General features: G+C 68.5%; 17 protein-coding genes. 3 read left to right on the top strand and 14 right to left on the bottom strand.

The window, feature by feature from the left end; all coding sequences use genetic code 11:
- Positions 1-2 precede the first annotated feature (2 nt).
- Positions 3-485, bottom strand: a complete 483-nt coding sequence (locus G6N23_RS21185) for an ArsI/CadI family heavy metal resistance metalloenzyme (protein ID WP_085260178.1) — start codon at positions 483-485, stop codon at positions 3-5.
- A gap of 102 nt (positions 486-587) precedes the next feature.
- Between G6N23_RS21185 and G6N23_RS21180 the strand changes: the two genes are divergently transcribed.
- Positions 588-947: an Rv2640c family ArsR-like transcriptional regulator gene (locus G6N23_RS21180; RefSeq protein WP_085260023.1), complete on the top strand. Its 360-nt coding sequence runs from the start codon at positions 588-590 to the stop codon at positions 945-947.
- A gap of 39 nt (positions 948-986) precedes the next feature.
- On the opposite strand, the gene G6N23_RS21175 is transcribed toward G6N23_RS21180, so the two are convergent.
- The 6 genes from G6N23_RS21175 to culp6 all read right to left on the bottom strand — a co-directional run bounded on the left by G6N23_RS21175 (position 987) and on the right by culp6 (position 14,497).
- Complete coding sequence (locus G6N23_RS21175; RefSeq protein ID WP_085260024.1) at positions 987-2,525, bottom strand: MFS transporter; 1,539 nt, start codon at positions 2,523-2,525, stop codon at positions 987-989.
- 245 nt (positions 2,526-2,770) lie between these two features.
- Positions 2,771-4,024 (bottom strand): PE-PPE domain-containing protein, encoded by a 1,254-nt coding sequence (locus G6N23_RS21170; protein ID WP_085260025.1) that lies wholly within the window; start codon positions 4,022-4,024, stop codon positions 2,771-2,773.
- 270 nt (positions 4,025-4,294) lie between these two features.
- A complete protein-coding gene (locus tag G6N23_RS21165) occupies positions 4,295-5,869 on the bottom strand; it encodes an acyl-CoA carboxylase subunit beta (RefSeq protein ID WP_085260026.1) in 1,575 nt (524 codons plus the stop codon).
- Entirely contained in the window at positions 5,866-11,226 is a 5,361-nt protein-coding gene (gene pks13 / locus G6N23_RS21160; protein ID WP_372509063.1) for a polyketide synthase Pks13, read from the bottom strand. The genes G6N23_RS21165 and pks13 overlap by 4 nt, the downstream gene beginning before the upstream one ends.
- Positions 11,227-11,231: 5 nt before the next feature.
- On the bottom strand, positions 11,232-13,145 hold the full coding sequence (gene fadD32 / locus G6N23_RS21155; protein ID WP_085260027.1) for a long-chain-fatty-acid--AMP ligase FadD32: 1,914 nt from the start codon (positions 13,143-13,145) through the stop codon (positions 11,232-11,234).
- 275 nt (positions 13,146-13,420) lie between these two features.
- A complete protein-coding gene (culp6, locus tag G6N23_RS21150) occupies positions 13,421-14,497 on the bottom strand; it encodes a carboxylesterase Culp6 (protein ID WP_095174070.1) in 1,077 nt (358 codons plus the stop codon).
- A 138-nt stretch (positions 14,498-14,635) separates the two neighbouring features.
- On the opposite strand from culp6, the gene G6N23_RS21145 reads away from it, so the two are divergent.
- Positions 14,636-15,490 carry a DUF559 domain-containing protein gene (locus G6N23_RS21145; protein ID WP_085260029.1) on the top strand — a complete coding sequence of 285 codons (855 nt, stop codon included), beginning with the start codon at positions 14,636-14,638 and terminating at the stop codon, positions 15,488-15,490.
- Between the two features lie 61 nt (positions 15,491-15,551).
- Here G6N23_RS21145 and G6N23_RS21140 read toward each other — a convergent pair whose 3' ends face one another.
- From G6N23_RS21140 to glf, 7 genes are all read right to left on the bottom strand, one after another.
- Positions 15,552-16,445, bottom strand: a complete 894-nt coding sequence (locus G6N23_RS21140) for an esterase family protein (protein WP_085260180.1) — start codon at positions 16,443-16,445, stop codon at positions 15,552-15,554.
- 171 nt (positions 16,446-16,616) lie between these two features.
- Positions 16,617-17,594 (bottom strand): esterase family protein, encoded by a 978-nt coding sequence (locus tag G6N23_RS21135; protein WP_085260030.1) that lies wholly within the window; start codon positions 17,592-17,594, stop codon positions 16,617-16,619.
- Between the two features lie 289 nt (positions 17,595-17,883).
- Complete coding sequence (gene zomB / locus G6N23_RS21130) at positions 17,884-19,899, bottom strand: terminal beta-(1->2)-arabinofuranosyltransferase (protein WP_085260031.1); 2,016 nt, start codon at positions 19,897-19,899, stop codon at positions 17,884-17,886.
- Positions 19,877-20,800, bottom strand: coding sequence for a decaprenyl-phosphate phosphoribosyltransferase (locus G6N23_RS21125; RefSeq protein WP_085260032.1), 924 nt, complete (start codon positions 20,798-20,800; stop codon positions 19,877-19,879). Before G6N23_RS21125 ends, zomB begins: the two co-directional genes overlap by 23 nt.
- On the bottom strand, positions 20,797-21,363 hold the full coding sequence (locus G6N23_RS21120) for a phosphatase PAP2 family protein (protein WP_085260181.1): 567 nt from the start codon (positions 21,361-21,363) through the stop codon (positions 20,797-20,799). Before G6N23_RS21120 ends, G6N23_RS21125 begins: the two co-directional genes overlap by 4 nt.
- On the bottom strand, positions 21,360-23,252 hold the full coding sequence (locus G6N23_RS21115) for a glycosyltransferase (RefSeq protein ID WP_085260033.1): 1,893 nt from the start codon (positions 23,250-23,252) through the stop codon (positions 21,360-21,362). Before G6N23_RS21115 ends, G6N23_RS21120 begins: the two co-directional genes overlap by 4 nt.
- Positions 23,249-24,460: a UDP-galactopyranose mutase gene (gene glf, locus G6N23_RS21110; RefSeq protein WP_179961165.1), complete on the bottom strand. Its 1,212-nt coding sequence runs from the start codon at positions 24,458-24,460 to the stop codon at positions 23,249-23,251. The genes G6N23_RS21115 and glf overlap by 4 nt, the downstream gene beginning before the upstream one ends.
- Positions 24,461-24,796: 336 nt before the next feature.
- Between glf and G6N23_RS21105 the strand changes: the two genes are divergently transcribed.
- Positions 24,797-25,666, top strand: a complete 870-nt coding sequence (locus G6N23_RS21105; protein ID WP_085260035.1) for a hypothetical protein — start codon at positions 24,797-24,799, stop codon at positions 25,664-25,666.
- The last annotated feature ends 66 nt before the right edge of the window (positions 25,667-25,732 follow it).

Here is a 25,732-nt window from a genome sequence, read left to right as displayed (position 1 = left end):
GGTCAGCAGCACGAGGTCGGCGCGGCCGCGGACTCGTCGGGTGCAATGGCGCTGCTGCTGCAGCACACCTGCTGACCGTCAACGTCATTATCCGGGTGTTGCGGGCTGGCGCCGAAGGTCTCGGTGTCGGCGAGTTTGGTGTAGACCTCCCAGCGCTCCTTACCGGGGCCGGTCACCCAGACCTTGTCCTGGGTAGCGAAGCAACAGGTGGTGCCGATCTCCTCCTCGGTGAACATCCCCGCTTCACTCAACCGGGCAATCTCGGCGTGCACAACCTCACTGGAGGCCACCTCCACACCCAGGTGGTTGAGCGTGCCACCCTGACCTGGGTTTTCCAGCAGCACCAGCTTCAGCGGCGGGTCGGCGATCGCGAAGTTTGCGTAGCCGGGTTTGACCTTGGCCGGCTCGGCATTGAACAACGTGGAGTAGAACGCGATCGCGGCATCGAGGTCATCAACGTTGAGGGCGAGTTGAATCCGGGACATGACAAACACCTCCGACTTGTGAGACATATATCGAACTGACGGACGCGGCCCAGCATGCCTACCTTTTCGACATATGTCAATAGAATGTGGCAGAATGGGGGCATGCCCAAAGCGTTGCCGGCGATCGACATGTCCGCGCCGGTGTGTTGTGCCCCGGTGGCCTCGGGGCCGATCAGCGATGCCGATGCCCTGGAGATTGCGTTGCGACTCAAGGCGTTGGCTGACCCGGTGCGGGTCAAGATTGTGTCGTATCTGTTCAGCTCCACGACCGGCGGGGAGATTTCCGGTGACCTGGCTGCAGTGCTGGATCTGAGCGAGTCCACGGTCAGCCACCACCTGACCCAGCTGCGCAAGGCCGGCCTGGTGGTGTCGGATCGGCGCGGGATGAATATGTTCCACCGGATCCGCCCGGAGGCCCTGCAGGCACTGTGCACGGCACTGGACCCGAACTGCTGCACCTGAAAGCCGGACCGTCGCGCGACGCCGAGCGCGAGCCCCTGATCAGACCCTGATCCGGGGGCCGCTCACACCGGCGAGTTGCGGCACACCGCGATAGCCGGCGGGCGTGCGCTGCTGCGGTCGCAGGTACTTGTCGACGGCCCACTCCGCCTCGAACGCCGCATTGCGGCGCACCCCGGCCCGCGGGTCGGCGGTCAGCGCCGCCAGCTCGCGCTCGAGCTCTCCCTGCACACCGGGAATACCGGTACCGCGCAGCGAGTATCCGACCGTCTCCGGCAGGAACCGCAGCGCCACCAGACCGACCAGCGCGGCGAAGACCAGGTAGGCGGCCGGGAACAACTGCCACCCGGTGCGCTCGATGACGGTGTCGGCCACGACGGGTGCGGTGCCGCCGAACACCGCCACCGCCGCATTGTCGGCGATCGCGAATCCGGCGTAGCGCACCTGGGTGGGGAACAGCGCCGGGAACGTCGCCGACACCGTGGCCAACGGGGCCGCGAACAGCACGCTGAGCACCGTGAAACCCACCAGCGCCCAGACGAAGCCCTGGCCCATCAGCCAATACATCGGCAGTGCCAGCGCGGCGAACCCCAGCAGCGAGACCCGCCACAGCGGCTTGCGGCCGATCCGGTCCGACCAGGCGCCGGCGAACGGGATGCAGGCCATCATCGCCAGCTCCCCGATCAGCACCACGGTCGTCCGGCTGCGCTCGTCGAGGCCGGCCGTGGCGTGCAAATAGGTCGGCTGGTAGGTCACCAGGGTGTAGTCGATGATGTTGAGTACCACGATCAACGCGAACGTCACCGCGATCGGCCGGGTGTAGTTGGTGAGCAAGTCCACCAGGCGGTCCCATGCCGAACCGGTGATCTCCTCGCAGGCAACGCATTCGGTGAAGACCGGCGTCTCTTCCATGCGGCTGCGCAACGCCAGGCCCACCACGCCCAGCGGCAGGGCCAACAGGAACGGGATCCGCCACCCCCAGGCTGCCATCTGCTCATGGGTGAGCATCGCCTCCAGTGCGAGCACGACCGCGCTGCCGAGCACGAACCCGGCCACCGCGCCGAACTCCAGGAAACTGCCGTAGGTCCCGCGTTTGGCGTCGGGTGCGCTTTCGGCCATAAATGTTGCGGCGCCGCCGTATTCGCCGCCGGTGGAGAACCCCTGCACCACCCGTAGTGCGATCAGCAACCCCGGCGCCCACCAGCCGGCCGTGGCGTAGGTGGGCAGCACACCCATCAGAGTGGTCGCCACCGCGATCAGTGCAATGGTGGCGACCAGCACCGACTTGCGCCCGAACCGGTCGCCGATCGGGCCCCAGATCATGCCGCCCAGCGGCCGTAGCACGAACGACACCGCGAAACCGAGCATGGTGCCGACGTTGCCCAGCGTGCCCGGGAAGAACGCGCCGGTGAGGTAGGTCGCCACGACGGCGTAGACGCCGTAGTCGTACCACTCGGTGGCGTTGCCGATTGCGGAGGCCATAATTGCCCTGCGCAGCACACGGTTACGTTCGTCGGCGGTGCTGCGCTGCGGTTTACCGGCCGGCGCCGGCGGCCGCGCCGCCGGCAAAAGCAGGCTCATCGCACCTCGCCGCTAAGACGCACACCGTCCCCCTCATCACACCACCGGAGGCCCCGGGAGGCGATCCGCGCAGCCGGGAATCACGTTCCGGCCCCGGCATTTCGGAAGCCTCGGCGGTCGGCCCCGCGTGGGATCGCCTGGAGGAGACGATAACTGTTTTGGGACGAGAGTGACGGGTGTTGCAGAAGCGTTACGCAACACTTACGCGCCCGAGACCCGGTGCTCGGCACAACGGGCGCTATGCCCTAGAACGGAACCGCGAACAGGCCACCCACCAGCGAGGACCACATCATGTTCGTCAACCCGGCGAGCAGGTCCGACACCGACGGGTCGTCCGAGCCCCCGACGCCCGCAGCGAACCCCGCGTCCAACAGGCCCGCCAGCGCGGGATTGTCGACCAGCGCCGGGATGGCGAAGAGGTCGTAGGTCGCAGGGTTCACCACGTCGGCGACGAAGGCGTCCCAGCCGGTCTGCGCTGCCTTGGCAAGCGCGTCGGAGACCTCCGCCCAGTCCATGTCCGGCCCGTCCACCGACACCGGCGTCGGCACGTCGGGCGGACCGTCGTTCCAGCCGTGATCGATGCTGCCGTAGCCCAGGTTCACCAGGATCCGCATGGTCGGTTCCATCAGGTCATACAGCGGCTGTCCTACCACCGGCACGAACAACAGCGGCCACAACAGCGGCAGATACTCGCTGGTGATCATGTAGGAGTTGATCAGGCTGTCGGGGCTGGACTCCAGCAGCGTCGCCTCTGCGAGCTGCTCGGGGGTCAGGCCCAGGTACGCGATGTGCTGGGTGGCCAGGCCCATGAGGGCGTTCATGCTGGACAGCAGGTTCATCGGATAGCGGGGGAAGTCGGCGTAGCCGTCGTACTCCAGGGTGTAGATGTCGGTGGGGTACAAGTCATTCGGCGTGGGATGACCTAACGTGACCCCGCCCTGCTCCAGCGAGTCGAAGATGCCCGGCATATTGGCGAAGCCCACCAGCATGCCGCCGTTGGGGTACGCCGAATCGCCGATCAGCACGAAGTGCACGGCCGAAGCCGGCACCCCGGCCTCATTGAGCTGCTGCATCGCCAGCGTCGTCAGGGCGGCGCTCTGCGAGTAGCCGAAGACGGTCACCGGATGATCGGCGTCGGCCTGCCCGCCGTCGAGGAGGCTCTGCACCCGATCGACCAGGATGTGTGCCCCCTCAGCCAGCGAGCTGTCCAGGTTGTAGGGCGACGCGGGTGTGGTCAGCACCTCGAGCTCGCCGGCGAAGCCGCGCGGCTGCAGAAACAGCGCATCCACGGTGTCGGCGTACTGCTGGCTCGGCGTGGGAATCATGCTCGGCCCCATGATCAGCGCAACGTTGGAGCCCGAAAGGCTGCCCCCGTCCGTGGCCGTCAGCGCAACGCCGGCGTGCGCGAGGGCCGACGACGGCGGAGTCACCAGCGGCATTCCGCTCAGGCCGACCGCCAGCGCGACGACTCCTAAGGCAGCTCGCGGAGCATCAAACATCCAGACTTCCCCGTTGAGGTCTCGCGTCCGCGCGTGAGCAGGCCGCGTCGAAATGGATGATGTCAATCACACTCTGTTATGTCAAATTAAGCTTCGCTGGGCCGCGAGTCCGCGGATGACCTGCAGTGATGAACAGTCTTCCGCTGCAGCCGACGATTGTTCTGAGCGCTAACTTAATGCGGGTTCCGGCCGGCGGGCGCGCCGTAATCCCGGTCCACTTCCCGGTGTGTCGAGCGGGGACGCGCACGCTCGCGGGTGAAGACGAACGCCTTAAATCGGCAGCAGGCCGTGCTTGCGCTGCACCTTGGGGAAGTTCTGCTTGTCGCGCAGCAGCCGCAGCGACTTACGCAGCAGCAGCCGGGTCTCGTGCGGCTGGATCACCGCGTCGATGTAGCCACGCTCGGCGGCGGTCCACGGAATCGCCATGTTCTCGTTGTAGCCGGCGATGAAGTCCGCCTTGATCTTCTGCACCTCCGGCGCGGTCGGATCCGGGAAGCGCTTCACCAGTAGCTGGGCGGCGCCGTCGGCACCGATCACCGCGATGCGGGCCGTCGGCCAGGCGAAGTTGAGGTCGGCGGAGAGCTGCTTGGAGCCCATCACCGCATACCCGCCGCCGTAAGCCTTGCGGATGATGAAGGTCACCTTGGGCACGTCGGCCTCGACGATCGCGTTGAAGAACCGGCCGCCGCGCTTGATGATCCCGTTCTTCTCCTCCGAGACCCCGGGCATGGCGCCGGGGGTGTCGACGACGAAGACCAGGGGCAGGTTGAAGGAGTCGCAGAACCGGATGAAGCTGGCCGCCTTGTCGGAGGCCTCGGTGTCCACGGCCCCGGACATGAACATCGGCTGGTTGGCGATCACCCCGACCGGATGCCCGTCGACCCGGGCGAACGCGGTGATCATCGCCCGGCCGCGCTGTTCGGAGATCTCGAAGACGTCGCCGTCGTCGAACATCCGCAGCAGGATCTCGTGCATGTCGTAGGCGGTGTTGTCCGCATCCGGCACGATCGAGTCCAGCTCCAGGTCGTGCGGCGTGATCTCCGGCTCCAGACCGGGGTTGACGATCGGAGCGTCGTCGAAGTGGTTGGCCGGCAGGAACGACAGGTAGTCGCGCACGTACTGGAACGCCTCGGCCTCGTCGGCGACCACCTTGTGGATGTTGCCCCGCTGCGCCTGCGCGTCGGCACCGCCGAGCTCGTCGAACGTCACGTCCTCACCGGTGACGTCCTTGATCACGTCAGGCCCGGTGATGAACATGTAGCCCTGGTCGCGCACCGCCACCAATAGATCGGTCTGGATCGGCGAATACACCGCTCCCCCAGCGCATTTGCCCAAAATGATGGAGACCTCAGGCACCAGGCCGCGCAGCATCTCGTGGCGCCGGCCCAACTCGGCGTACCAGGCCAGCGACGTGACCGCGTCCTGGATGCGGGCTCCGGCGGAGTCGTTGATGCCGATGATCGGGCAGCCCACCATGGCCACCCACTCCATCAACTTGGCCACCTTGCGGCCGAACATCTCCCCGACCGAGCCCTGGAACACCGTCTGGTCGTGGCTGAACACCCCGACCGGCCGGCCGTTGATCCGGCCGTGCCCGGTCACCACACCGTCGCCGTAGAGCGCATCCGGGTCGCCGGGGGTCTTGCACAGCGCGCCCACCTCCAGGAAGGTACCCGGGTCCAGCAACGCACGAATGCGGTCGCGGGCACTGGGAATGCCCTTCTTCGCCCGCTTGGCGACGGCCTTATCACCGCCGGGTTCCTTTGCCAGCTCCAGCTTTTCGCGCAGTTCGGCGAGCAGCTCGGCAGTGGTCTTGGACTTCGGCGCCGGGAGCTCGGTGGTCACTGCTCTCCTTCGATGCGGTCGAGCGCCTCGCTCATATGGGCGCCCACTTTGGCAATGTACGGCTCGTCGATGGCCTGGATGTGCTCGCCCCCGATCGGCACGATCTCCAGATCGGAGACGTAGTCACCCCAGCCGCCGTCGGGCTTGCGGGTCGCGTAGGCGGGCTCGAACACGATGGCGTCGTCGTGGTAGCGGTCGGCCATGTACAACGTGACGTGCCCGTCGTAGGGCTGGATCTCGATGGTGTCCAGGGCGCGGTTGTCCAGATACGAGGTGCGCTGGTGCTCGATGATGCCGCCCGGGATCTGCACCCCGCTCTGCGCGACGACCTCCAGCACGAACTTCACCTGACCCTCGTCGTCGAGCTTCTCCAGCTCCTCGTAGGGGATCTCGGGAACCTCGACATTGAAGGTGCGCTCGGCGAATCGGGCGTAGCGGTCCCAGCGGGCGCGCATCCCCTCCTTGCTCTGGTCGATCGGCTCGCCGGGAAGAACCAGGTCGATCAGGCCGACATAGCGCACGTCGGCGCCGGCGCGGGTGAGCCCGATCGCACAGGCGTAGGCCAGCGCCCCGCCCAGTGACCAACCGGCCAGCGCGAACGGGCCGTCGTGCATCTCCAGCAGCTTGGGCACGTACTCCGCGGCGCGCTCCTCGATGGAGCCCTCCACCCGCTCGATGCCGTACACCGGGGTGTCGGCAGGCAGGCGCTTCATCAGCGGTTCGTAGACCACGGTCGAGCCGCCCGCCGGGTGGAACACGAACAACGGCAGGCGGCTGGAGCCCTCTTTCGGTGCCCGCAGGGTGCGGACGAAACCGTCCACCACGCCCTCTTCGAGTTGGTCACGGACGATGGTGGCCAGGCCCTCGATGGTGGTGGCCGATGTGACGTCGTCGACGGTGATGATGCCCTCGGCCCGCTCGGACAGCCGCGCGGCCATCTTCTCGGCCGCGGCGTCGTCGAGTGCGGGCAACTCGTTGAAGATGCCGCCCGGCGACTTGCCGGTGACGATCGCCCAGGTCGCGAAGGTGACCCGCTCGGCGGCGTCACGCGGCGGCACGTCGGCACCCAGCGCCTCCGTCACCGCCTCCTGGGTCAGGACCTTCGCGGCCGCCGCCGCAGCGGTCGCCTTGGCCACACCGCTCGGGCCCTCAGGATTGGTGGGCGGCGGCGGGATCGGCGCGCCACCCGGACCCGACGGATCGGTCGGCGGCGGCGGGATCGGGATCTCCGAGGCGGGCGGCGCCTGCGTCTCGGACTCGGCCTGCGGGTCCGGCGCCGGGGCGGTCACGCTGGACACCGTGGCGCCGGAGATGAGCGCGGCCTGCTCGGCGGCGATCTCCTCGGGCGTCAGGGTCTTCTGGTGCTCGTGCAGCGCCTGGACCTCATCGCGGTGCTCGACCGCGTAGCGGATCATCTCCGCGACGTTGTAGAGATTGGCGTCGCGGACCGCGGTCAGCTGGATCGGCGGCATGTCGAAGTCGTATTCGACCCGGTTCTTGATCCGCACGGCCATCAGCGAATCCAGGCCCAGCTCGATCAGCGGCACCTCCCACGGCAGGTCCTCGGGCTCGTAGCCCATCGCACCGCCGACGATCGCGCCCAGCCGGTCGGCGATGGTCTCACCACTCTCCGGTGACCATTTGGCGAAACCGGCGGCCAGTCCCGCTCCCGCGGTGAGGTTGTCGTGCAGGATCGCTGCGTCGTCAGCGTCGTCGACCGCCCCGTTGTCGGCCGGTGCCGCAATGGTTTCCGACGTGATCGAGGTACCGGCGCCGACCGCCATCGGTAGCGCCACCGCGCCCTCACCGCCGCGGGAGACCAGGGCGTCGTAGACCAGCGTGAACGACTCCCCGATGCGGGAGTGCACCTGCACGGACGCCCCGCCGGGGTGCCGGGTCAGCGTCGTCACCAGCCGGGATCCCTCCGCCGGCACCGCACGCTGCTCGGAGGCCACCAGTGTGGCGCCCGGAAGTACCGCTGCCGCAGCGGATTTCACCAGCGTTGCCAGGTCCGTCTCACCGCGCGCGGCGTATTCGAAGACGTGCCGGCCGTCCGGGGTCGCGATGTGCGAACCGGGCATGACACCGGTGGCGTCGCCGGAGAAATGCGCGTCGAGCCAGTGCGGCTTGTGCCTGAACCGCGTCGGCGGGATGTCGGCGAACTCCTCCGGGCCGACCGGCCCCTCGGCGCGCCTCGGGAACAGCGTGCGCATGTCCAGGTCGTGGCCGTGGACATAGAGCTGGGCCATCGCCATCGTCATCGCGTCGACTTCGTCGGCCTTGCGGGCCAGCGTGGCGATCAGCTGCGCGTCGGGCAGGCCCGCGTCGGCGGTGGTCAGCCCCACCTGCATCAGGGCCACCGGGTTGGGTGCCAGCTCCAGGAAGGTGGTGTAGCCGTTGTCGACGGCGTTGCGCACCCCGTGGGTGAAGTACACCGAGTGGCGCAGGCCCTTCTTCCAGTAGTCGACGTCGTGGATCGGCTCGGCGCTGGGACGGATGTAGGAGCCCTCGTGCACGGTGGAGAAGTAGCCGCAGTTCAGCGGCATCGGCTCGATACCCTGCAGATCCGCGGTGAACTCGCCGAGCAGCGGGTCCATCTGGGCGGTGTGGCTGGCGCCCTTGGTCTGGAACTTGCGGGCGAAGCGGCCCTCGGCCTCGGCGCGGGCGATGATCGCGTCGACCTGCTCGGGCGGCCCGCCGATCACGGTCTGGGTGGGTGCGGCGTAGACGCAGACCTCCAGGTCCGGGAAGTCGGCGAAGACGGTCTTGATCTCCTCGGCGGAGTACTCGACCAGTGCCATCAGCCGGATGTATTCGCCGAACAGCATCGCCTCGCCCTCGCCCATCAACCGGGCGCGCGGCACGATGATGCGGACGGTGTCGCGCAGCGACAGGCCGCCTGCGAAGTACGCCGCGCCAGGCTCGCCCAGCGACTGGCCGATCATCGCCGCCGGCTCGGCACCGTGTGCGCGGAGCAGTTCGCCGAGCGCGATCTGGATCGCGAAGATCACCAGCTGGACCGCTTCGATCGGGTATTCGACGGTGTCGCCGGTGTAGTCCACCGCGTCGTCGAGGATCATCTCCAGGATCGACACGCCGCGTTCGTCCTGGATCAGTGCGTCGACCTTCTCGATCCACTCGGCGAAGATCGGGTCGCGCAGGTAGAGCTCCTTGCCCATCTTGCGGTGCTGCGCACCGAATCCGGCGAGCACCCACACCGGCCCGTTGGTGACCGGACCGTCGGCGGAGTAGATGTTCGGCTTGGACTTGCCCTCGGCGACCGCCCGCAGACCGGCGACGGCCTCATCGTGGTCGTGGGCCAGAACGACTGCGCGAGAACGGCCGTGGTTGCGCCGCGACAGCGCCCGGCCGATCGACTCCAGCGGAGTGGCGCGGCCTTCCTCGCTGTCGATCCAGTCGGCCAACTCCGCGGCGGCGGCCTTCTTGCGTGACGTCAGGAAAGCCGAGACGGCCAACGGAATCAGCGGCTTCGACGGCTCGCGCGCGGCCAGCTCGGCCAGCGCGGCCTCCTTGAGGCGCACCGCCTCCTCGGTGAGGCCGGGCAGTTCGTACTCCGGCTCCTCCACGGAGCTCTCCGGAGCGATGAACTCGCCGTACTCGTCGAACCGGGGCGCCTCGTGCTCGAGAACCGGATCTTCTTCGGCAACAACTGATTCCGGTGCTGAATCCTTGGGGGTTTCCTTTTCCACCACGTCGCGCGGCAGCACCTCGCGCACCACCAGGTGCGCGTTCGCCCCGCCGAACCCGAAGCCGGACACCCCGGCCACCGCGTAGCCGCCATAGCGGGGCCAGTCGGTGACGGTATCGGCGACCTTGAGGTGAGTGGCGTTGAAGTCGATGTAGGGGTTGGGTCCGGCGTAGTTGATCGACGGCGGGATCTTGTCGTGCTGCAACGCCAGCACGATCTTGGCTAGGCTGGCCGCCCCGGCGGCCGACTCCAGGTGTCCCACATTGGATTTCACCGCACCCAGCAGTGCGGGCTTGTCCGCGGCGCGTCCGCGCCCGACCACCCGGCCCAGCGCCTCGGCCTCGATCGGGTCACCCAGGATGGTGCCGGTGCCGTGCGCCTCGATGTAGTCGACGGTGCGCGGGTCGATACCGGCGTTCTTGTAGGCCTTGCGCAGCACGGCCTCCTGCGCGTCCGGGTTGGGCGCCAGCAGGCCGTTGGAGCGGCCGTCGTGGTTGACCGCCGAGCCGGCGATCACCGCGAGGATCTGGTCGCCGTCGCGCCGGGCGTCCTGCACCCGCTTGAGCACCAGCACGCCACCGCCCTCGGAGCGGGCGTAGCCGTCGGCGTCCGACGAGAACGACTTGATCCGGCCGTCCGGCGACAGCACCCCGCCGACCTCGTCGAAACCGACCGTCACCAGCGGGGTGATCAGCGCGTTGACCCCGCCGGCCACCACCACGTCGGCCTCACCGTTGCGCAGCGCCTGCACGCCCTGGTGCACCGCCACCAGCGACGACGAGCAGGCGGTGTCCACGGCCACCGACGGGCCCCGGAAGTCGTAGAAGTAACTGACCCGGTTGGCGATGATCGAGCTGGCGTTGCCGGTGATGGCATACGGGTGGGTGATGCTCGGATCCGACAACGCCAGGTTCTGGTAGTCGGCGTTCGACGAACCCATGTACACCGCGACCGCCTCGCCGCGCAGAGACGACGCCGGGATACGGGCGTGTTCCAACGCCTCCCAGGTCAATTCGAGAGCCATCCGCTGCTGCGGGTCGATGTTGTCGGCTTCCATCTTCGACAGCGCGAAGAACTCGGCGTCGAAACCCTTGATGTCGGAGAGGTATCCGCCGCGGGTGCGGGCCTTGCTGACCCGCTCGGCGATCCGCGGCTCCTCCAGGAACTCCGACCAGCGGCCCTCCGGCAGGTCGGTGATCGCGTCGAATCCCGCCAGCAGCTTCTGCCAGGTCTCCTCGGGGGAGTTCATGTCGCCGGGGAAGCGGGTGGCCAGACCGACCACGGCGATGTCGACTGCGCTGTCTTCCTCGCGCGACCAGTCCTCGTCGCCGGAATGGTCGACCACCACCGGCTCGCCCTCGACGATCACGGTCGCCAGCGCCTCGATCGTCGGGTGCCGGAAGGCCACCGTGGCCGACAGTGTCACGCCGGTGTAGTCCTCGATGTCAGACGCCATCGCCACCGCGTCCCGCGAGGACAGCCCCAGCTCGATCAGCGGGGCGGTCTCGTTGATCTTCTCCGGCGACTGCGCGGTGGCTTCGGCCACCCAGTTACGCAGCCAGGCACGCATGTCGGCGACGGTCAGGTCGGAGCGGCTGGTGCCGCGCAGGGTTGCGTCGTCGCCGTTCATCTGCGGTGCCTCACTCATCGGGCCTAGGCCTGGTCGGGGAAGGAGTTCGGTGCGGTGGTGCCGCCGCGCAGGCTGCCGTCGAGGTACGCGGCCCGGCAGGCGCGCCGGCCGATCTTGCCGCTGGAGGTGCGCGGCACGGTGCCCGCCGACACCAGCAGCACGTCACGCACGGTCACGCCGTGGCGCACCGCGATCGCCGCCCGGATGTCGTCGGCGATGGGCTGGTATTCCAGCTTGTGGGCGCCCGGGGCGCGTTCGGCGACGATCACCAACTGCTCGGAGCTGTCCTCGGGGTCGAACTTCAACCCGGAGTGCGGGTTGTCGAACGCCGACTGCGGCAGTTGGTTGGCCGGCACCGAGAACGCCGCCACGTAGCCGGCCCGCAACGCCCGGCTGGCCTCCTGCGCCGAGTACTCCAGGTCCTGCGGGTAGTGGTTGCGGCCGTCCACGATCACCAGGTCCTTGACCCGGCCGGTGATGTAGAGCTCGTCCTGGTAGTAGGCGCCGTAGTCGCCGGTGCGCACCCAGAAGCCGTTCTCGTCGGAGCCCTCGGCGCGCGACGGGCTGGTCCGCGACTTCAGCACGTTCTGGAAGGTGTCGGCGGTTTCCTCTTCGCGGTTCCAGTAGCCGACACCCATGTTGTTGCCCTGCAACCAGATCTCGCCGATCTGGCCGTCGGGCAATTCGGCGCCGGTCTCGTAATCGACGATCACCGCCCACTGGTCGACCCCCACCCGCCCGGCCGAGGCCTGGCTGACCGCGTTGGGGGCATCCGCGGCAACCTCGACGAACCGGTTGCCGTTGTTCAGCTCCTCGCGGTCGACGAAAACGATCCGCGGCCCCTCATCGGGCGGGGTGGTGGACACGAACAAGGTGGCCTCCGCCAACCCGTACGACGGCTTGATCGCCTCCGGGCGGAAGCCGTACGGCGCGAACGCCTCGTTGAACTTGCGCACCGATGCCGCCGACACCGGCTCGCTGCCGTTGAGGATCGCCCGGACGTTGGACAGGTCCAGCGGCGGGTCGCCGTCCTTGGGCAGGCCGCGGGCCGCGGCGTGCTCGAAGGCGAAGTTCGGGGCCACCGAGAAGCACTCCCCGGTCTCGCCCTCCTTGCGGGACATCTCCTTGATCCACCGGTAGGGCCGGCGGACGAACGCGGCCGGAGTCATGAAGGTGAACTGCTGACCCAACACGCACGACAACAGAATCGTGACCAGACCCATGTCGTGGAAGAACGGCAGCCAGGTGACGCCGCGGTCGCCCTCGCGGCCCTTGAGGGCGTCCAGCAACTGGACGACGTTGGTGGGCAGGTTCAGGTGGGTGATCTTCACGCCGGTCGGGGTGCGGGTCGACCCGGAGGTGTACTGCAGGTAGGCGATCGCGTCCCGATCGGCTTCGGGCATCACCCAGGTCGATCCCACCTCGGCGGGCACGGCGTCGACCGCGATGACGCGCGGCCGGGCATTGGCCGGACGGCTGCGGAAGAACTTGCGCACGCCCTCGGCGGAGTCGCTGGTGGTCAGCACCGCCGACGGGGTGCAGTCGTCGAGCACCGCGTGCAGCCGGCCCACGTGGCCGGGTTCGCCCGGGTCGAACAGTGGCACCGCGATGCGGCCGGAGTACATGATCCCGAAGAACGACACCAGGTAGTCCAGGTTCTGGGGGCACAGGATCGCCACCCGGTCACCGGGCTGGGTGACCTGCTGCAGCCGGGCCGCCACCGCGCGGTTGCGGGAGCCGAAGTCGGCCCAGGAGATGTCGCGGGCCAGGCCGTCGCGCTCGGTGGAATAGTCCAGGAACCGGTACGCCAACTTCTCCCCGCGCAACGCAGCCCAGCGTTCGACGGTCCGCACCAGGTTGGCGTTGTCGGGGAACCGGATCTTGCCGTCTTTGATGAAGGGGTTGTGGTACGCGGCCTGTGCTGGTGCCTGGGCCATGCAAAATCTCCTGTCGCGAACATACGTTCTCATCGGCTGCCGGGCGCGGCCGGCCACGTGGTGCGGTCCGTCGCGCGGCCCCGGGACCTCACAGATGGTAGCGGGATTCCGATACCCCTCCGACGCGTGCTGCTGACCCCGCGGCCGCGGCCGCATGCTCTTAAATTCTTCTTAATGTTAGAGGTCGCTGCGGCTCGTGCCAAATCAAACGGTACCGCGTGTGACGGCTATCTCCGGCTTCACGCGGCGGGTTCATGCGGGCGGGTTCATGCCTTTCAGCCGTGTGGTGGATGCGGCGCGTTGGCGACGAGGTCGCGAGCCCAGTTCAGCGTCCACTGGGTGGCGGACAGGCCGTCTTGGCTCCAGACCTCGGCGGTGCCGTACAACGCGTGCACCGGCTGACCCGCGCCGCCGGCCAGCGTCTCCAGGGTGGCCGGCAGCCTACCGATGCTGAATGCCTCTTGCGGGGCGGCGCAGATCAGGTCGCCGCGCGCGCAGATCTCGTTGGTGCGCTGATCGAGGTCGCCGAAACCGCCGTCGCGGGCGCCGGTCATGGTCAGCCCCATCCCGGACAGGATCGGCAGCTCGTGCAGGGTCACCTCGGCGCCCTGGCCCGGCGGGGTGGGCGGAACATTGATCCCGCTGCCCGGGCCCTCCTGGCGACGGCCGTCGGCGATCAGCGTCACGCCCAGCACCAGGTCCTCGTCGACCGGGCCGCGCCCGTTGCCGATGTCGCTGGCGACATCACCGGCGATCACCGCGCCCTGCGAGAAGCCGATCAGAACATAGCTGGTCAGCGGGCACTTCTCGTTCATCTCGGTCATCGCCTTGATGGTGTTGCGGGTGCCCTCGGCCCGACTGTCGTTGTAGCTCATCTGCTTGTCGGCCGACAGCGGATTGTGGAACTGCGCGGTGTAGGGAACGGTGTAGGTCTGCACCCGGGAGGCGTCGAACTGCTCGGCGATCGGGCGGGTGACGGTGAGCAACAGCGCAATGGGGAACTGGGTGGGGTTCAGCGGGTCGTCGGTGGGAGACGTCTCCCAGGTGCCGGGCACCGAGACCAGTTGCACGTCCGGGCAGCTGGCGTCCTGATAGGCCGGACGCGGCTTCTTGACCCGCGACGGAACCGAACCGGTCGGCGGCACCCCCGCCGACGGCGACTCCGCGACCGGCGGGGAGGCCGGGTGCCGAATCCAGATCACCAGCACCACCGCGACCAGCGCCACCGCCAGTGCCATCGCACCGGCGGCCACCCACGCCAGCAGGCGGCGACGGTTGCGCACGGACTTCGACGGGGATTTCGGGGATCGCGAGGATTTCCGCGGAGAGTTCGGGGTCTTCTTGTTGGCCATAGCGCCTATAACGGTACAGATCAGCGGCTTCCAGCATTGACTCTGCGGGTACCAGGCGGGCTACTCGCACTTCTGCCTGGTGGACGCAGAGTCAACGGGTGAAGTGCGCTCGGCATCGACCGCTGGCACCATCCCGACATGGCCGACCACCAGCCGTTCCTCGGCTCGGAGGCTTTACGTGCCGGCACCGTCACCTGGCATGAGCTGGCCAAGCACTACCGCGCGGTCATGCCCGACGTCTACCTGGATCGGCGCGCTGAGGTCACGATGCGGACTAAGACCGTCGCGGCGTGGCTGTGGTCGCATCGGCAGGGCGTCATCGCCGGCACGGCGGCCGCCGCCCTGCACGGCGCGCGGTGGATCGACGACGACACTCCCGTCGAACTGATCTGGCGCAACGCCAGGGCGCCCCTCGGCGTCAAGACCAGGGCGGACCTACTTCTCGACGGCGAAACCCAGTCAACCGGCGCGCTTGCGTTCACCACGCCGGCACGCACCGCGTTCGACCTCGGCCGGCGCGGAACGCTGGGCCTTTGCGTGGCCCGCCTCGACGCCCTCGCCCGGGCAACCGATTTCACGATCGATGAGGTCGTTCAGTTGGCGAAGCGGCACCCGCACACCCGAGGACTACGCCAACTCGAAACAGCCCTGGATCTCGTCGACGCCGGCGCCCAATCCCCGAAGGAAACCTGGCTGCGGCTGCTGTTGATCCGAGCGGGCTTCCCCCGTCCGCAGACCCAGATTCCGGTTCTCGGGATAACCGGCTACCCCAGATACTTCCTGGACATGGGATGGAAAGACCTCATGCTCACGGTCGAATACGACGGCGATCAACACCGCACCAGCCGTATGCAATACGTCAAGGACGCCGAACGCCTCGAGTACCTCGCGCAGGCGGGGTGGACGCACCTCAAGGTGCTGGCCGAGCACCGCGGCAGCGACGTGATCCGTCGGGTGCAGCGGGCCTGGGACCTGCTGGCCCACCGGGGTTGACTCTGCGTGTACCAGGCGGGTTACTCGCACTTCTGCCTGGTGGACGCAGAGTCAACGGGGATTAGCGGATCGCGCCGACGATGTCGCCGGACATCGCCCCCAGCTGCGACGCCCACGACCCCCACCCGTTGTCGCCGGGGGAGAAGTCGAAGTGGCCGTTGTGGCCGTGCACCTGGCGGTACTGCATGTTGAAGAACCGGCCGCTGCCGTGCGCCTCGCCCGGGTCGCCGATCATCGCGGCGGGGTTGGAGGCGCCGCCCATCGGGCTGTAGATCCAGACCCGGGTGTTGTTCTGGGCCAGCAGGGTGGCGTGCACCGTCGGGTCGTGCCACTTCCAGCGGCCCAGCTGCGGCGCGCCCCACATGCCGTACGGGTCCACCCCGCCGAAGTTCTCCAGACCCGCGCTGATGACACCGCTCTCGGTGGTGTTGGCCGGTCCGAGGAAGCCCGACATCGAGCCGGCGAAACCGAACCGGTCCGGGTGGAAGGTGGCCAGCGCCAGCGCCCCGTAGCCGCCCTGGGACGCACCGACCACGGCGTGCCCGCCCGGCGCCAGGCCCCGGTTGGCCGCCAGCCAGTCCGGCAGCTCGGACGACAGGAAGGTCTCCCACTGCTTGCTGCCGTCTTTTTCCCAATTGGTGTACATGCTGTAGGCCCCGCCGGCCGGTGCGACCACCGAGACGCCCTTGCCGGCCAGCGTGTTCATCGCGTTGCCCGCGGTCACCCAGTTGCTCACCTCGGGGTGGGCGTCGAAGGCGTCGAGCAGGTATACCGCGTGCGGTCCCTGGTTGAGGAAGGCCACCGGAATGTCGCGGCCCATCGCCGGTGAGGGCACCATCAGGTTCTCGAACTGTGCGGCATGCGCGCCTGCGCCGACCATGACGCCGCCGCCCCACATGCCCAGAGTCAGCACGGCCACCCACAGCGCCCGAAGCAACTTCGACAGTCCGCTCATTCCCACCTCGCTCGTCGGCACAGATTTCGTGGCGATCATCCGCCGCTGGCCGCGCGCAGGCGATCCGCCGAAGGTAGTCAACCACACGGCAGCGGCGGGCAGGGCCGGAAACTACCGACGGCGGCGACCCGTGGGGTCGCCGCCGTCGGCGGTGTGTCTGAGTCCGTGGGACTACTCGGCCGGAGCGCTCTCGGTCGTCGGCGAAGCGCCCAGGTGGCTCTGCAGGTCCGGCTTCATCGCCTGCAGCTGCTGACCCCAGTACTCCCAGGAGTGCGTGCCATACGCCGGGAAGTTGAAGATCGCGTTGCTGCCGCCGGCCGCGGTGTAGAGCTCCTGGAACTTCTTGTTGGCGCCGATCATGAAGTTCTGCTCCAGGAAGACCGCCGGGATGTTGTCGCCACCCAGCTCATTGGCCTTGCCGTTGCCGCAGAAAACCCACAGCCGGGTGTTGTTGGCGACCAGCTTGTCGACGTTGACCGTCGGGTCGTTGCGCAGCCAGGCCGGGTCGTTGTCCTCGCCCCACATGTCGTTCTTCTTGTAGCCCCCGGCGTCGCCCATCGACAGGCCGATCCAGCCCTTGCCGGTGGACGGGTTGAGGTAACCCGACAGCGAGCCGGCGTAGGTGAACTGGTTGGGGTGGTAGATGGCCAGCGTCATCGCCGACGAGCCGGCCATCGACAGGCCGACCGCCGCATTGCTGGTCTGGCTCACGCCGTACTCCGAGGCCAGGTAGGACGGCAGCTCACTGGTGAGGAAGGTCTCCCACTTGTAGGTGGAGCAACCCGCCTTGCCGCAGGCCGGCTTGTACCAGTCGCTGTAGAAGCTGGACTGGCCACCGACGGGCATGATCACCGAGATGCCCGAGTTGAGGTACCACTCGAACGCCGGGGTGTTGATGTCCCAGCCGTTGAAGTCGTCCTGGGCGCGCATGCCGTCGAGCAGGTACAGGCCCGGAGAGCCCTGACCGCCGCTCTGGAACTGGACCTTGATGTCGCGGCCCATGCTCGCCGAGGGCACCTGCAGGTACTCGACCGGCAGACCCGGCCGGGAGAAGGCGTTCGCCTCCGCGGTGCCGCCGACGACACCGACCAACCCCGCCAGCAGGGCCGCGCCGGCGGCGGCGACCATCAACCTGTCAAGCAGCTTCATTCTGGACATCCTCATTCGTCTTGTTGCCGTGCTCTCATTGGGTGGTCCGACTCGGACCGGATCTGCGCGCGCGAGCGCGACAGTGCCGGTGTAGTCAACCACAGAAACGGCCTGGGAGCCCTTGCGGTTCTGGCGCGCGCGGGGCGAATCGCCTCGACATCGGTCTTTCCCGCGGCCGGGGCGCTGCGCTCGCGAGGCCATTCCAGCCGGTGAGACCGGACGCGGTCGGTAGCTGCGACCGGCAGGACATGACGTCCATCACATTTTCGCCGTGGTCGAGGACGCGCCGTCACGGGACGTCGGGCGGCATCCCGGTATAGGGCGGGCGGCTCGGTTCGGGCACGGCCAGGCCGCACCGGATCAGTTCGTCGCGGGGCACCCGCTCGATGCGGTACCGGGTGTAGCCCGCCGAATGCAGCACGTTGGACAGGAACCGGCGCGGGCCCATCGGCGCGCGCACCGAGCCCAGCACCGCCGCGGTGTCGGGGCAGCGCAGGGCGGCCTCGGCCTGGGCGATCCAATCCTGGTCCAGATAGCCCGGGATCAGCGGATACCACTTGACCCAGGGGCCGTCGGCCACCACCCAGTCCCGGAACAGGTCCTTGTCATGGCCGATCCGGCCGTGGTCGAGCCGTTCGGTATGCGCCGCAATCGGATTGGCCAGTCCGATCTGGTCGAGCAGCCGAACGTCGAGCCCGGTGTTCATGCTCAACATGCCCAGATTGGTGAAGAAGACGGTGTGGGGCCCGGTCCCGCCCGGATCGGGATCGGCCGGGACGCCGACCCCCGGGGGCACCGGCAGGATGACCGGGACGACGTCCCACTGGTCGTAGTTGCCCGACGGCAGCAGCAGCGCCCCGTCCGGGGTGGCCTCGATCGTGCTCAGCACCGCGCGCATTCGCGGATAGCCGAGATAGTCCGCGGCGGTCAGCGGATGCGGGTGACCGGTGGCCTGCGAATAGAACCGGCGTTCGTCGACTATCCCGGAGTAGGTGACCCGCGTTGCGTCATCGCCCATCCCGGGCGAGTTGGCCGCCCACAGCGCCCAGCCGGCAACCGCCAGCCACAGCACGGCGACCGCGCCGCTGAGCGGGTAGCCGGCCTCCCGGTGGAAGCGCGCACCATCGGGCAGCAGGATCGGGATGACGGCCACCGGGGCCAACATGCAGAACAACGGCGCCAGCAGCACCCGGCCATGCATGAAGTCGCCGCCCTGGCGGATCCAGTAGGCGCCCTGCAGCAGACCGCTGATCACGAAGAAGCAGACCACCGCTCCCGGGCTCTGCACCAGCCGGGCCCACGGGCCGACGCCGCGGGGCACCGGACGGCGGGGCCGGTGGCGCACCGCGGCGCCCACCCACAGCGTCACGCCCAGCGCGGTCAAAAGCACTGCGGGAACCCACATCGCGTAGGGGGCGTTGAAGTTCGCCAGGTAGATCATTCCCTGCGACCACTTGTCGCCGGCGGCGTCCTTGGCCAGCGCGGTACCGGGCACCAGCAGCGCGTAGTAACCCATCCGGAAGATCTGGTAGGCCACCGGGAGCGCCCCGCCGGCCACCAGGATCAGCGCCCGGGGCCGCCAGCCCCGCGCCGCGATCAGCAGCATGACCAGCGCGCCGCCGCCGATCAGCGCCAGCTCGGGGCGCACCAGCACGCTGAAACCGGCCACGAATGCCAGGGCGGCGGTGAAACGTGTTCCGCGGGCACGGGATCGGGGCATCCGCAGCGCCTGCGCCCAGCAGACCAGCATCCACCACAGCAGGCCCAGATAGGCCAGCACCAGACCGCTCTCCAGTCCGGAGGTGGCGAAGTCCCGGGCGGGCGGCACCGCGATGTAGACCAGTGCCCCGGCCGGCAGCAGCAGGGCGCGGCGGCCCTGCAGGCCGGGTGCGTACAACCGGGTGGTGCCCAGCATCAGCAACGCCACCCCGGCCAGGCTCAGCGTCAGCGCGAACGCCAGCGCCACGTACTCCATCCGCACCGGCCCGCCGAGCCAGCTGCCCAGATACATCAGGTAAGTCCATGCCGTGGAGGTGTTGGCCTCCACCCGTTCACCGGCATTGAACACCGGCCCGTTGCCGGCCAGCAGGTTTCGCACGGTGCGCAGCACGATCAGACCGTCATCGGAGATCCACCGTCGCCGCCACGCCCCCACGCCGAACAGCAGCAGCACGACGGCCACCCCGGCCCACGAACTCAGCCGCACCGACGGGCTGTAGGCGACCGCGGGCCAGCCCAGCGGCCGGACCCGGGGGTCCGGTGGCACGCCGCGGGCCCGCAGGCTAACCGAAGGCGACGGCAGCACCGATGGTTCCGATCCAGGCCAGCGCCATCAGTTGCAGCACCCGGTCGCGCCGCAGGATGTCCTCGGGCTCACCGGCCATGCCGCCGTCGACGTCGACCGCGTAGCGCAGGATCCCGACGGTGATCGGGATGATCGACACCGCGTACCAGGAGCCGGACCCGCTGTCGCGCTCGAAGGCGAAAAGGCTGTAGCAGACCAACATTGCGGTGGCCGAGGCCGTCCACACGAACCGCAGGTAGGTGCCGGTGTAGCTCTCCAGCGACTTGCGGATCTTGGCGCCGGTCTGCTCGGCGAGCTGCAGTTCGGCGTAGCGTTTGCCGGCCACCATGAACAGCGACCCGAACGCCATCACCAGCAGGAACCACTGCGACAGGTAGATGTTGGTGGCCGCCCCGCCGGCGATGGCCCGCAACAGATACGCCGAGGAGACGATGCAGATGTCCAGCACCGCTTGGTGTTTGAGCCCGAAGCAGTAGGCCAGCTGCATGGTCAGATAGATCGCCATCACCAGCGCCAGGTTCGGGCTGAGCCACCAGGACACGGCCAGTGACACCGCCCCCAGCACCACCGCCAGGCCGTAGGCCAGGCCCACCGGCACCACTCCGGCGGCGATCGGCCGGAACCGCTTGCTGGGGTGTGCGCGGTCGGCTTCGATATCCTTCGCGTCGTTGACCAGATACACCGCCGAGGCGGCCAGGCTGAACACCACGAAGGCGATCAGCACCTTGATCAGCAGGTCGAGGTAGTCATACTGCACGCCGCGGCCCAGCGCCCCCAACGGGGCCGCCACCACCAGCACGTTCTTCACCCACTGGCGGGGCCGCATCGCCTTGACGACTCCGGCGGCCAGGTTCGCCGGCGGGCCGGTCTCCGGCGCCCGGCCGTCAACATGTGCGCTCATCCGGGTCCTCCAGAGTCGTCCAGGCGGGTCGCGGCTGCGGCGACCGCGGCTCCAACAAGTACGCCCGCGGCGACATCGCTGGGGTAATGCACCCCGAGCACCATGCGGGACAACGCCATCGGCGGTACCAGCACCGCCGGAAGTACCCTCACCGGCAGCCCGGCGGCCCGTCCGATCAGGATCGCCGCGGCGGTGGTGGAGGTGGCGTGTGCCGAAGGGAAGCTCAGGGCGCTCGGGGTGCCGACGTTGACCGCGATCGCCGGATGGTGCGGGCGTCTCCGGCGCACGACGCGCTTGATGATGACCGCCGCGGCGTGCGCGGCCAGCGTTCCGGCGCCGGCCAGCAACCAGGCCCGGCGCCGCCGCGGCTGCGCCAGCGCACCGAGCGCCGACAGCCCCAGCCAGCCCAGGCTGTGCTCACCGAAGTGCGACAGCGTCCGGGCCACCGGCAGCACACCGGGCCGGCCGGTCAGTGCCGACTGCACGGCGACCAGCACGGCGCTCTCGCCGTGCGGCGGCACCGCGGCGTCGCCGGCGCCCGGGTCGGGGGCGAACTCGGTCATGCCCGCGTCGCGCCGTCGGGCAGCAGCACCGTCTCCCACTGCTGCTTGCTGGCCAGCGTCGGCAGGGCCCGGCGGTAGGTCCGGCGAAGGTCGTCGAAGCGACGGCTCAGCTGGTACTGGCGGCGCAGTGACTCGCGCAGCAACGTGAACATCTTGTCCCGGTCGCGCTGGCGGTAGACCACGCCGCGTCCGTCGGCGGTGGTGACGGTGACGCCGTCCTGGGTGCACAGCAAAAACCACCGGGCGTCCTGGGTGGGGACGTTGAGCTGCGGGCGCGCATGGTGCTCCGGCGCGGTGGCCTTGAGGTTGTGCAGGACGCCGCGGGCCAGCCGGTAGCCGATCGACAGCGGCTGCACCGGCGGGCGCATCGGCTTGCGGCGCCGCGACGGGGCGGGCAGCGCGCTGGCCGCCGGCAGCACCACCGCATCGGGGTAGTTCTTACGCAACGCGTGGATGTCCGGCAGTGCCGACTCCAGGATCGAGAAGATGTGCTCGGGGCCGGCCATGAAGTCGTCCAGCGCCTTGTTTTGCACGGCGACCGTCGAATACTCCAGACAGGCAAGGTGTTTCAGGGTCGCCTTGAGGTGGCTTCGGATCAGGCCGGCGATGTTGCCGTCCCAGTGCAGCGCCGCCACCATCAACCGGTTGCGCAGGTGGAAGTAGGCCTGCCAGTCGATCGCGTCGTCCTTGTCGCTCCAGGCCATGTGCCAGATCGCCGCGCCCGGCAGGGTGACCGTGGGGTAGCCGTGCTTGCCGGCCCGCAGCCCGTATTCGGCGTCGTCCCATTTGATGAACGACGGCACCGGCTGGCCGACCTCTTCGGCGACGGCGCGCGGGATCATGCACATCCACCAGCCGTTGAAGTCGACGTCGATGCGCCGGTGCAGCTCGGGGGTGTCGGCGAGCGGGTCGGTCGCGAAGTTGTGGTCGTACTCGGTGTGCGGGGCGTTGGTCCACATGAACACGTCGGGGTCGACGACCTCGCCCATGATGTGCAGGTGCGACGGCTCCTGCAGGTTGAGCATGTGCCCGCCGATCAGGGTGGGCGTCTTGGCGAACCGGTTGAGCGCCAGTGCCCGCAGGATCGAGTCCGGCTCGATGCGGATGTCGTCGTCCATGAACAGGATCTGTTCGCAGCCGGTGTTTTTCAGCGCCTCATACATCACCCGGCTGTAGCCGCCGGACCCGCCGAGGTTGGGCTGGTCGTGGATCGACAGCCGGTCGCCCAGGGCGGCGGCCGCCGCCGGGAAGCCGGGATGGTCGCGCACTTTGCGGGTTCCCTGGTCGGGAACGATCACCGCGCTGATCACCTCGTCGACGTCCGCATCGGAGGTGAGCGCGGTCAGCGCGTTGACGCAGTCGTCGGGCCGGTTGAAGGTCGGGATGCCCACGGCGACGTCGGCGCGTCCGGGCGCCGCGATCGGCGCGTACCAGCCACCGCCGATCACGGTGACAGCGGTGTCGGTGGTGATGTCGAACCAGATCCAGCCGCCGTCCTCGAACGGCTGCAGGCCGACCTCGAACTCGATGATAGCCGGAGCGCCACTGCCGTCAAAAGGCTTGCCGTCCACCGCGATACGCGCACCGGTGGCCTTGGAACGGTAGACGTCGACGCGGCCGGAGCCGGTCAGTTCCAGGCGCAGCACCACCGACTCGAGGATCGACCAGCGGCGCCAGTAGGAGGCCGGGAAGGCGTTGAAGTACGTCGCGAACGACACCTCCGACTCCTCGCCGATCTCCAGGCTGGTGCGGGTGAGCGGATGCGCCCGGCGGTTGTTGGTCTCGGACTCTTCGATGTAGAGCTTGCGGACGTCCAGCGGCTCACCGTGGCGCGGCAGGATGATCCGCGAAAGTCGGCTCACCGCACGCGAACTCTTGGCCTTGGTCATCGGTTGTTTTCCCTGTTGTTCTCGTGCAGCGGTACACCCTGCGTGAGGTGCGGCGCCAGGATGTTGTCGTACATGCTCAACGCACTGGCGATGGCCATGTGCATGTCCAGATACTGATAGGTGCCCAGCCGCCCGCCGAAGAGCACCTTCGCCGACTCCATCTCAGCCTTGGCCGCCCGGCGGTAGGCCTCGACCATCGCCCGGTCGTCGGGAGTGTTGATGGGGTAGTACGGCTCGTCGTCGTCGCGCGCGAAGCGCCCGTATTCGCGCATGATCACCGTCTTGTCGGTCGGGTAGGACCGTTCCGGGTGGAAGTGCCGGAATTCGTGGATCCGGGTGTAGGGCACGTCGGCGTCGTTGTAGTTCATCACCGAGGTGCCCTGAAAGTCTCCGGTGTCGAGCACTTCGAGCTCGAAGTCCAGGGTGCGCCAACCCAGCCGGCCCTGGGCGTAGTCGAAGTAGCGGTCCAGCGGCCCGGTATAGACCACCGGAGCCCCCGGGCTGTCGGCCCGCAGGCCGTCCCGGACGTCGAACCAATCGGTGTGAGTACGGACCTCGATGTTGTCGTGGGCCGCCATGTTCTCCAGCCACGCGGTGTAGCCGTCGGCCGGCAGGCCCTCGTAGGTGTCGTTGAAGTAGCGGTTGTCGAAGTTGTAGCGCACCGGCAGCCGGGTGATGTTGGCCGCGGGCAGCTCGGTGGGGTCGGTCTCCCACTGCTTGGCGGTGTAGTGCTTGACGAACGCCTCGTAGAGCGGGCGGCCGATCAGGCTGATCGCCTTCTCCTCGAAGTTCTTCGCCTCCTTGGTGTCGACCTCGGCGGCCTGCTCGGCGATCAGCGCCTTGGCCTCGTCCGGGGTGAAGTAGCGGCCGAAGAACTGCGACACCAGGCCCAGCCCCATCGGGAACTGGTAGGCCTGCCCGTTGTGCATGGCGAAGACGCGGTGCTGGTAGCCGGTGAATTCGGTGAACTGCCGCACGTAGTCCCAGACCCGCTTATTAGAGGTATGGAACAGGTGCGCGCCGTATTTATGGACCTCGATGCCGGTCTGCGGCTCTGCCTCGGAGTAGGCGTTGCCGCCGATGTGGGGGCGCTTTTCGACGACCAGGACGCGCTTGTCGAGCTGCGTGGCTACGCGCTCGGCGATGGTCAGGCCGAAGAATCCAGAACCCACAACGAAGAGGTCAAAACGAGCGGTCATCGGCGCCAAGGGTATCTGAACAGCGGCCGCGAGCAGCGTCGGCGCCCCGCCACCTCCCCTGTCCGCCGGGACCCGCCGCCGGCGGAGCTGCCGCTCGCAGCGCCGCCGGCACCGCGAGATTGCACTCACGCAGGGAAAACGTGCCGATTCCCGGCGCCAGTGCAATCTCGGCGGACGGAGGCGACCATCGATCCCGACGAAGGGTTGGTCGCGGTTTCCTCACGATTCGATCTCGTCACTCTATTCACATGAGTCACACGCGTACCGTCGTTCGGGTAGGCAGAAGTAAAAGCTCTGGCGGCCCCCGAGGGAGGCCGAAGGGCAAAACATATTGAGGAGACTTCCGTGCCGAACCGACGTCGACGCAGGCTCTCGACCACTATGAGCGCAGTCGCCGCCCTAGCGGTCGCAAGTCCGTTTGCAGTTGTCGCAGTATCCGAGCTGGTTGCCCACGACACCGCCCCGCAGCACCACGACTTCGTCGCGGCCGCCTCAGTGGCCGACCTGCCCAATGAGCTGATCTCGGCCCTCTCGCAGGGCCTGTCCCAGTTCGGGGTCAACCTTCCGCCAGTTCCCGGCTTCGGGGGCGGGACGGGTTCGATGCCCGGCGCATACCCCGCGTCGCCGGGGATGTACCCCGCCGCGCCGGGCCTGACCTCGCCGGGCATGTACCCCGCCGCGCCGGGGCTGACCTCGCCCACGGGCCTGACCACGCCGGGGCTCACCGACCCGTCGCTGACGACGCCGTCACTGTCGACGCCGCCGCTGGGCACCCCGGGCGTTTCCACCACCTCGGGCTTGACGACGCCGGGCCTGACCACGCCGACGCTCGGGGGCACCCCCGGCCTGACCTCACCCGGTCTGACCACGCCGTCGCTGACCGACCCGTCGCTGACCAGCCCCGGGCTGACCACACCCGGGTTGACCAGCCCGGACACCGGGCTGCTGGGCACCGGTGACCCGCTCACCTCGCCGGTGGGCCTGGACCCGGGCCTGGACGGCACCTACCCGATCCTCGGCGACCCGTCGCTGGGCATGGGCATGCCGGAGGAGAAGGGCGGGGTCGTCAGCGACCTGATGAGTGCGGCCAATCAGCTCGGCGCCGGACAGGCCATCGACCTGCTCAAGGGTGTGGTGATCCCGTCCATCGCGCAGGCCGCGCAGGGCGCCGCGCCGGCTGTGGCGGCCGCGCCCGCCGCGGTACCGGCCCCGTAACCCAGGAGCCTGTTTCCCTAACGGCACCGCAGAGTCAGCCCGGACGGTCGGGCACGTGGACTCTGC

Source organism: Mycolicibacter terrae (assembly GCF_010727125.1).
GTDB lineage: Bacteria > Actinomycetota > Actinomycetes > Mycobacteriales > Mycobacteriaceae > Mycobacterium > Mycobacterium terrae.
Note: the sequence above shows the minus strand (reverse complement) of the source record. Positions and strands in the feature narration are given on the sequence as shown.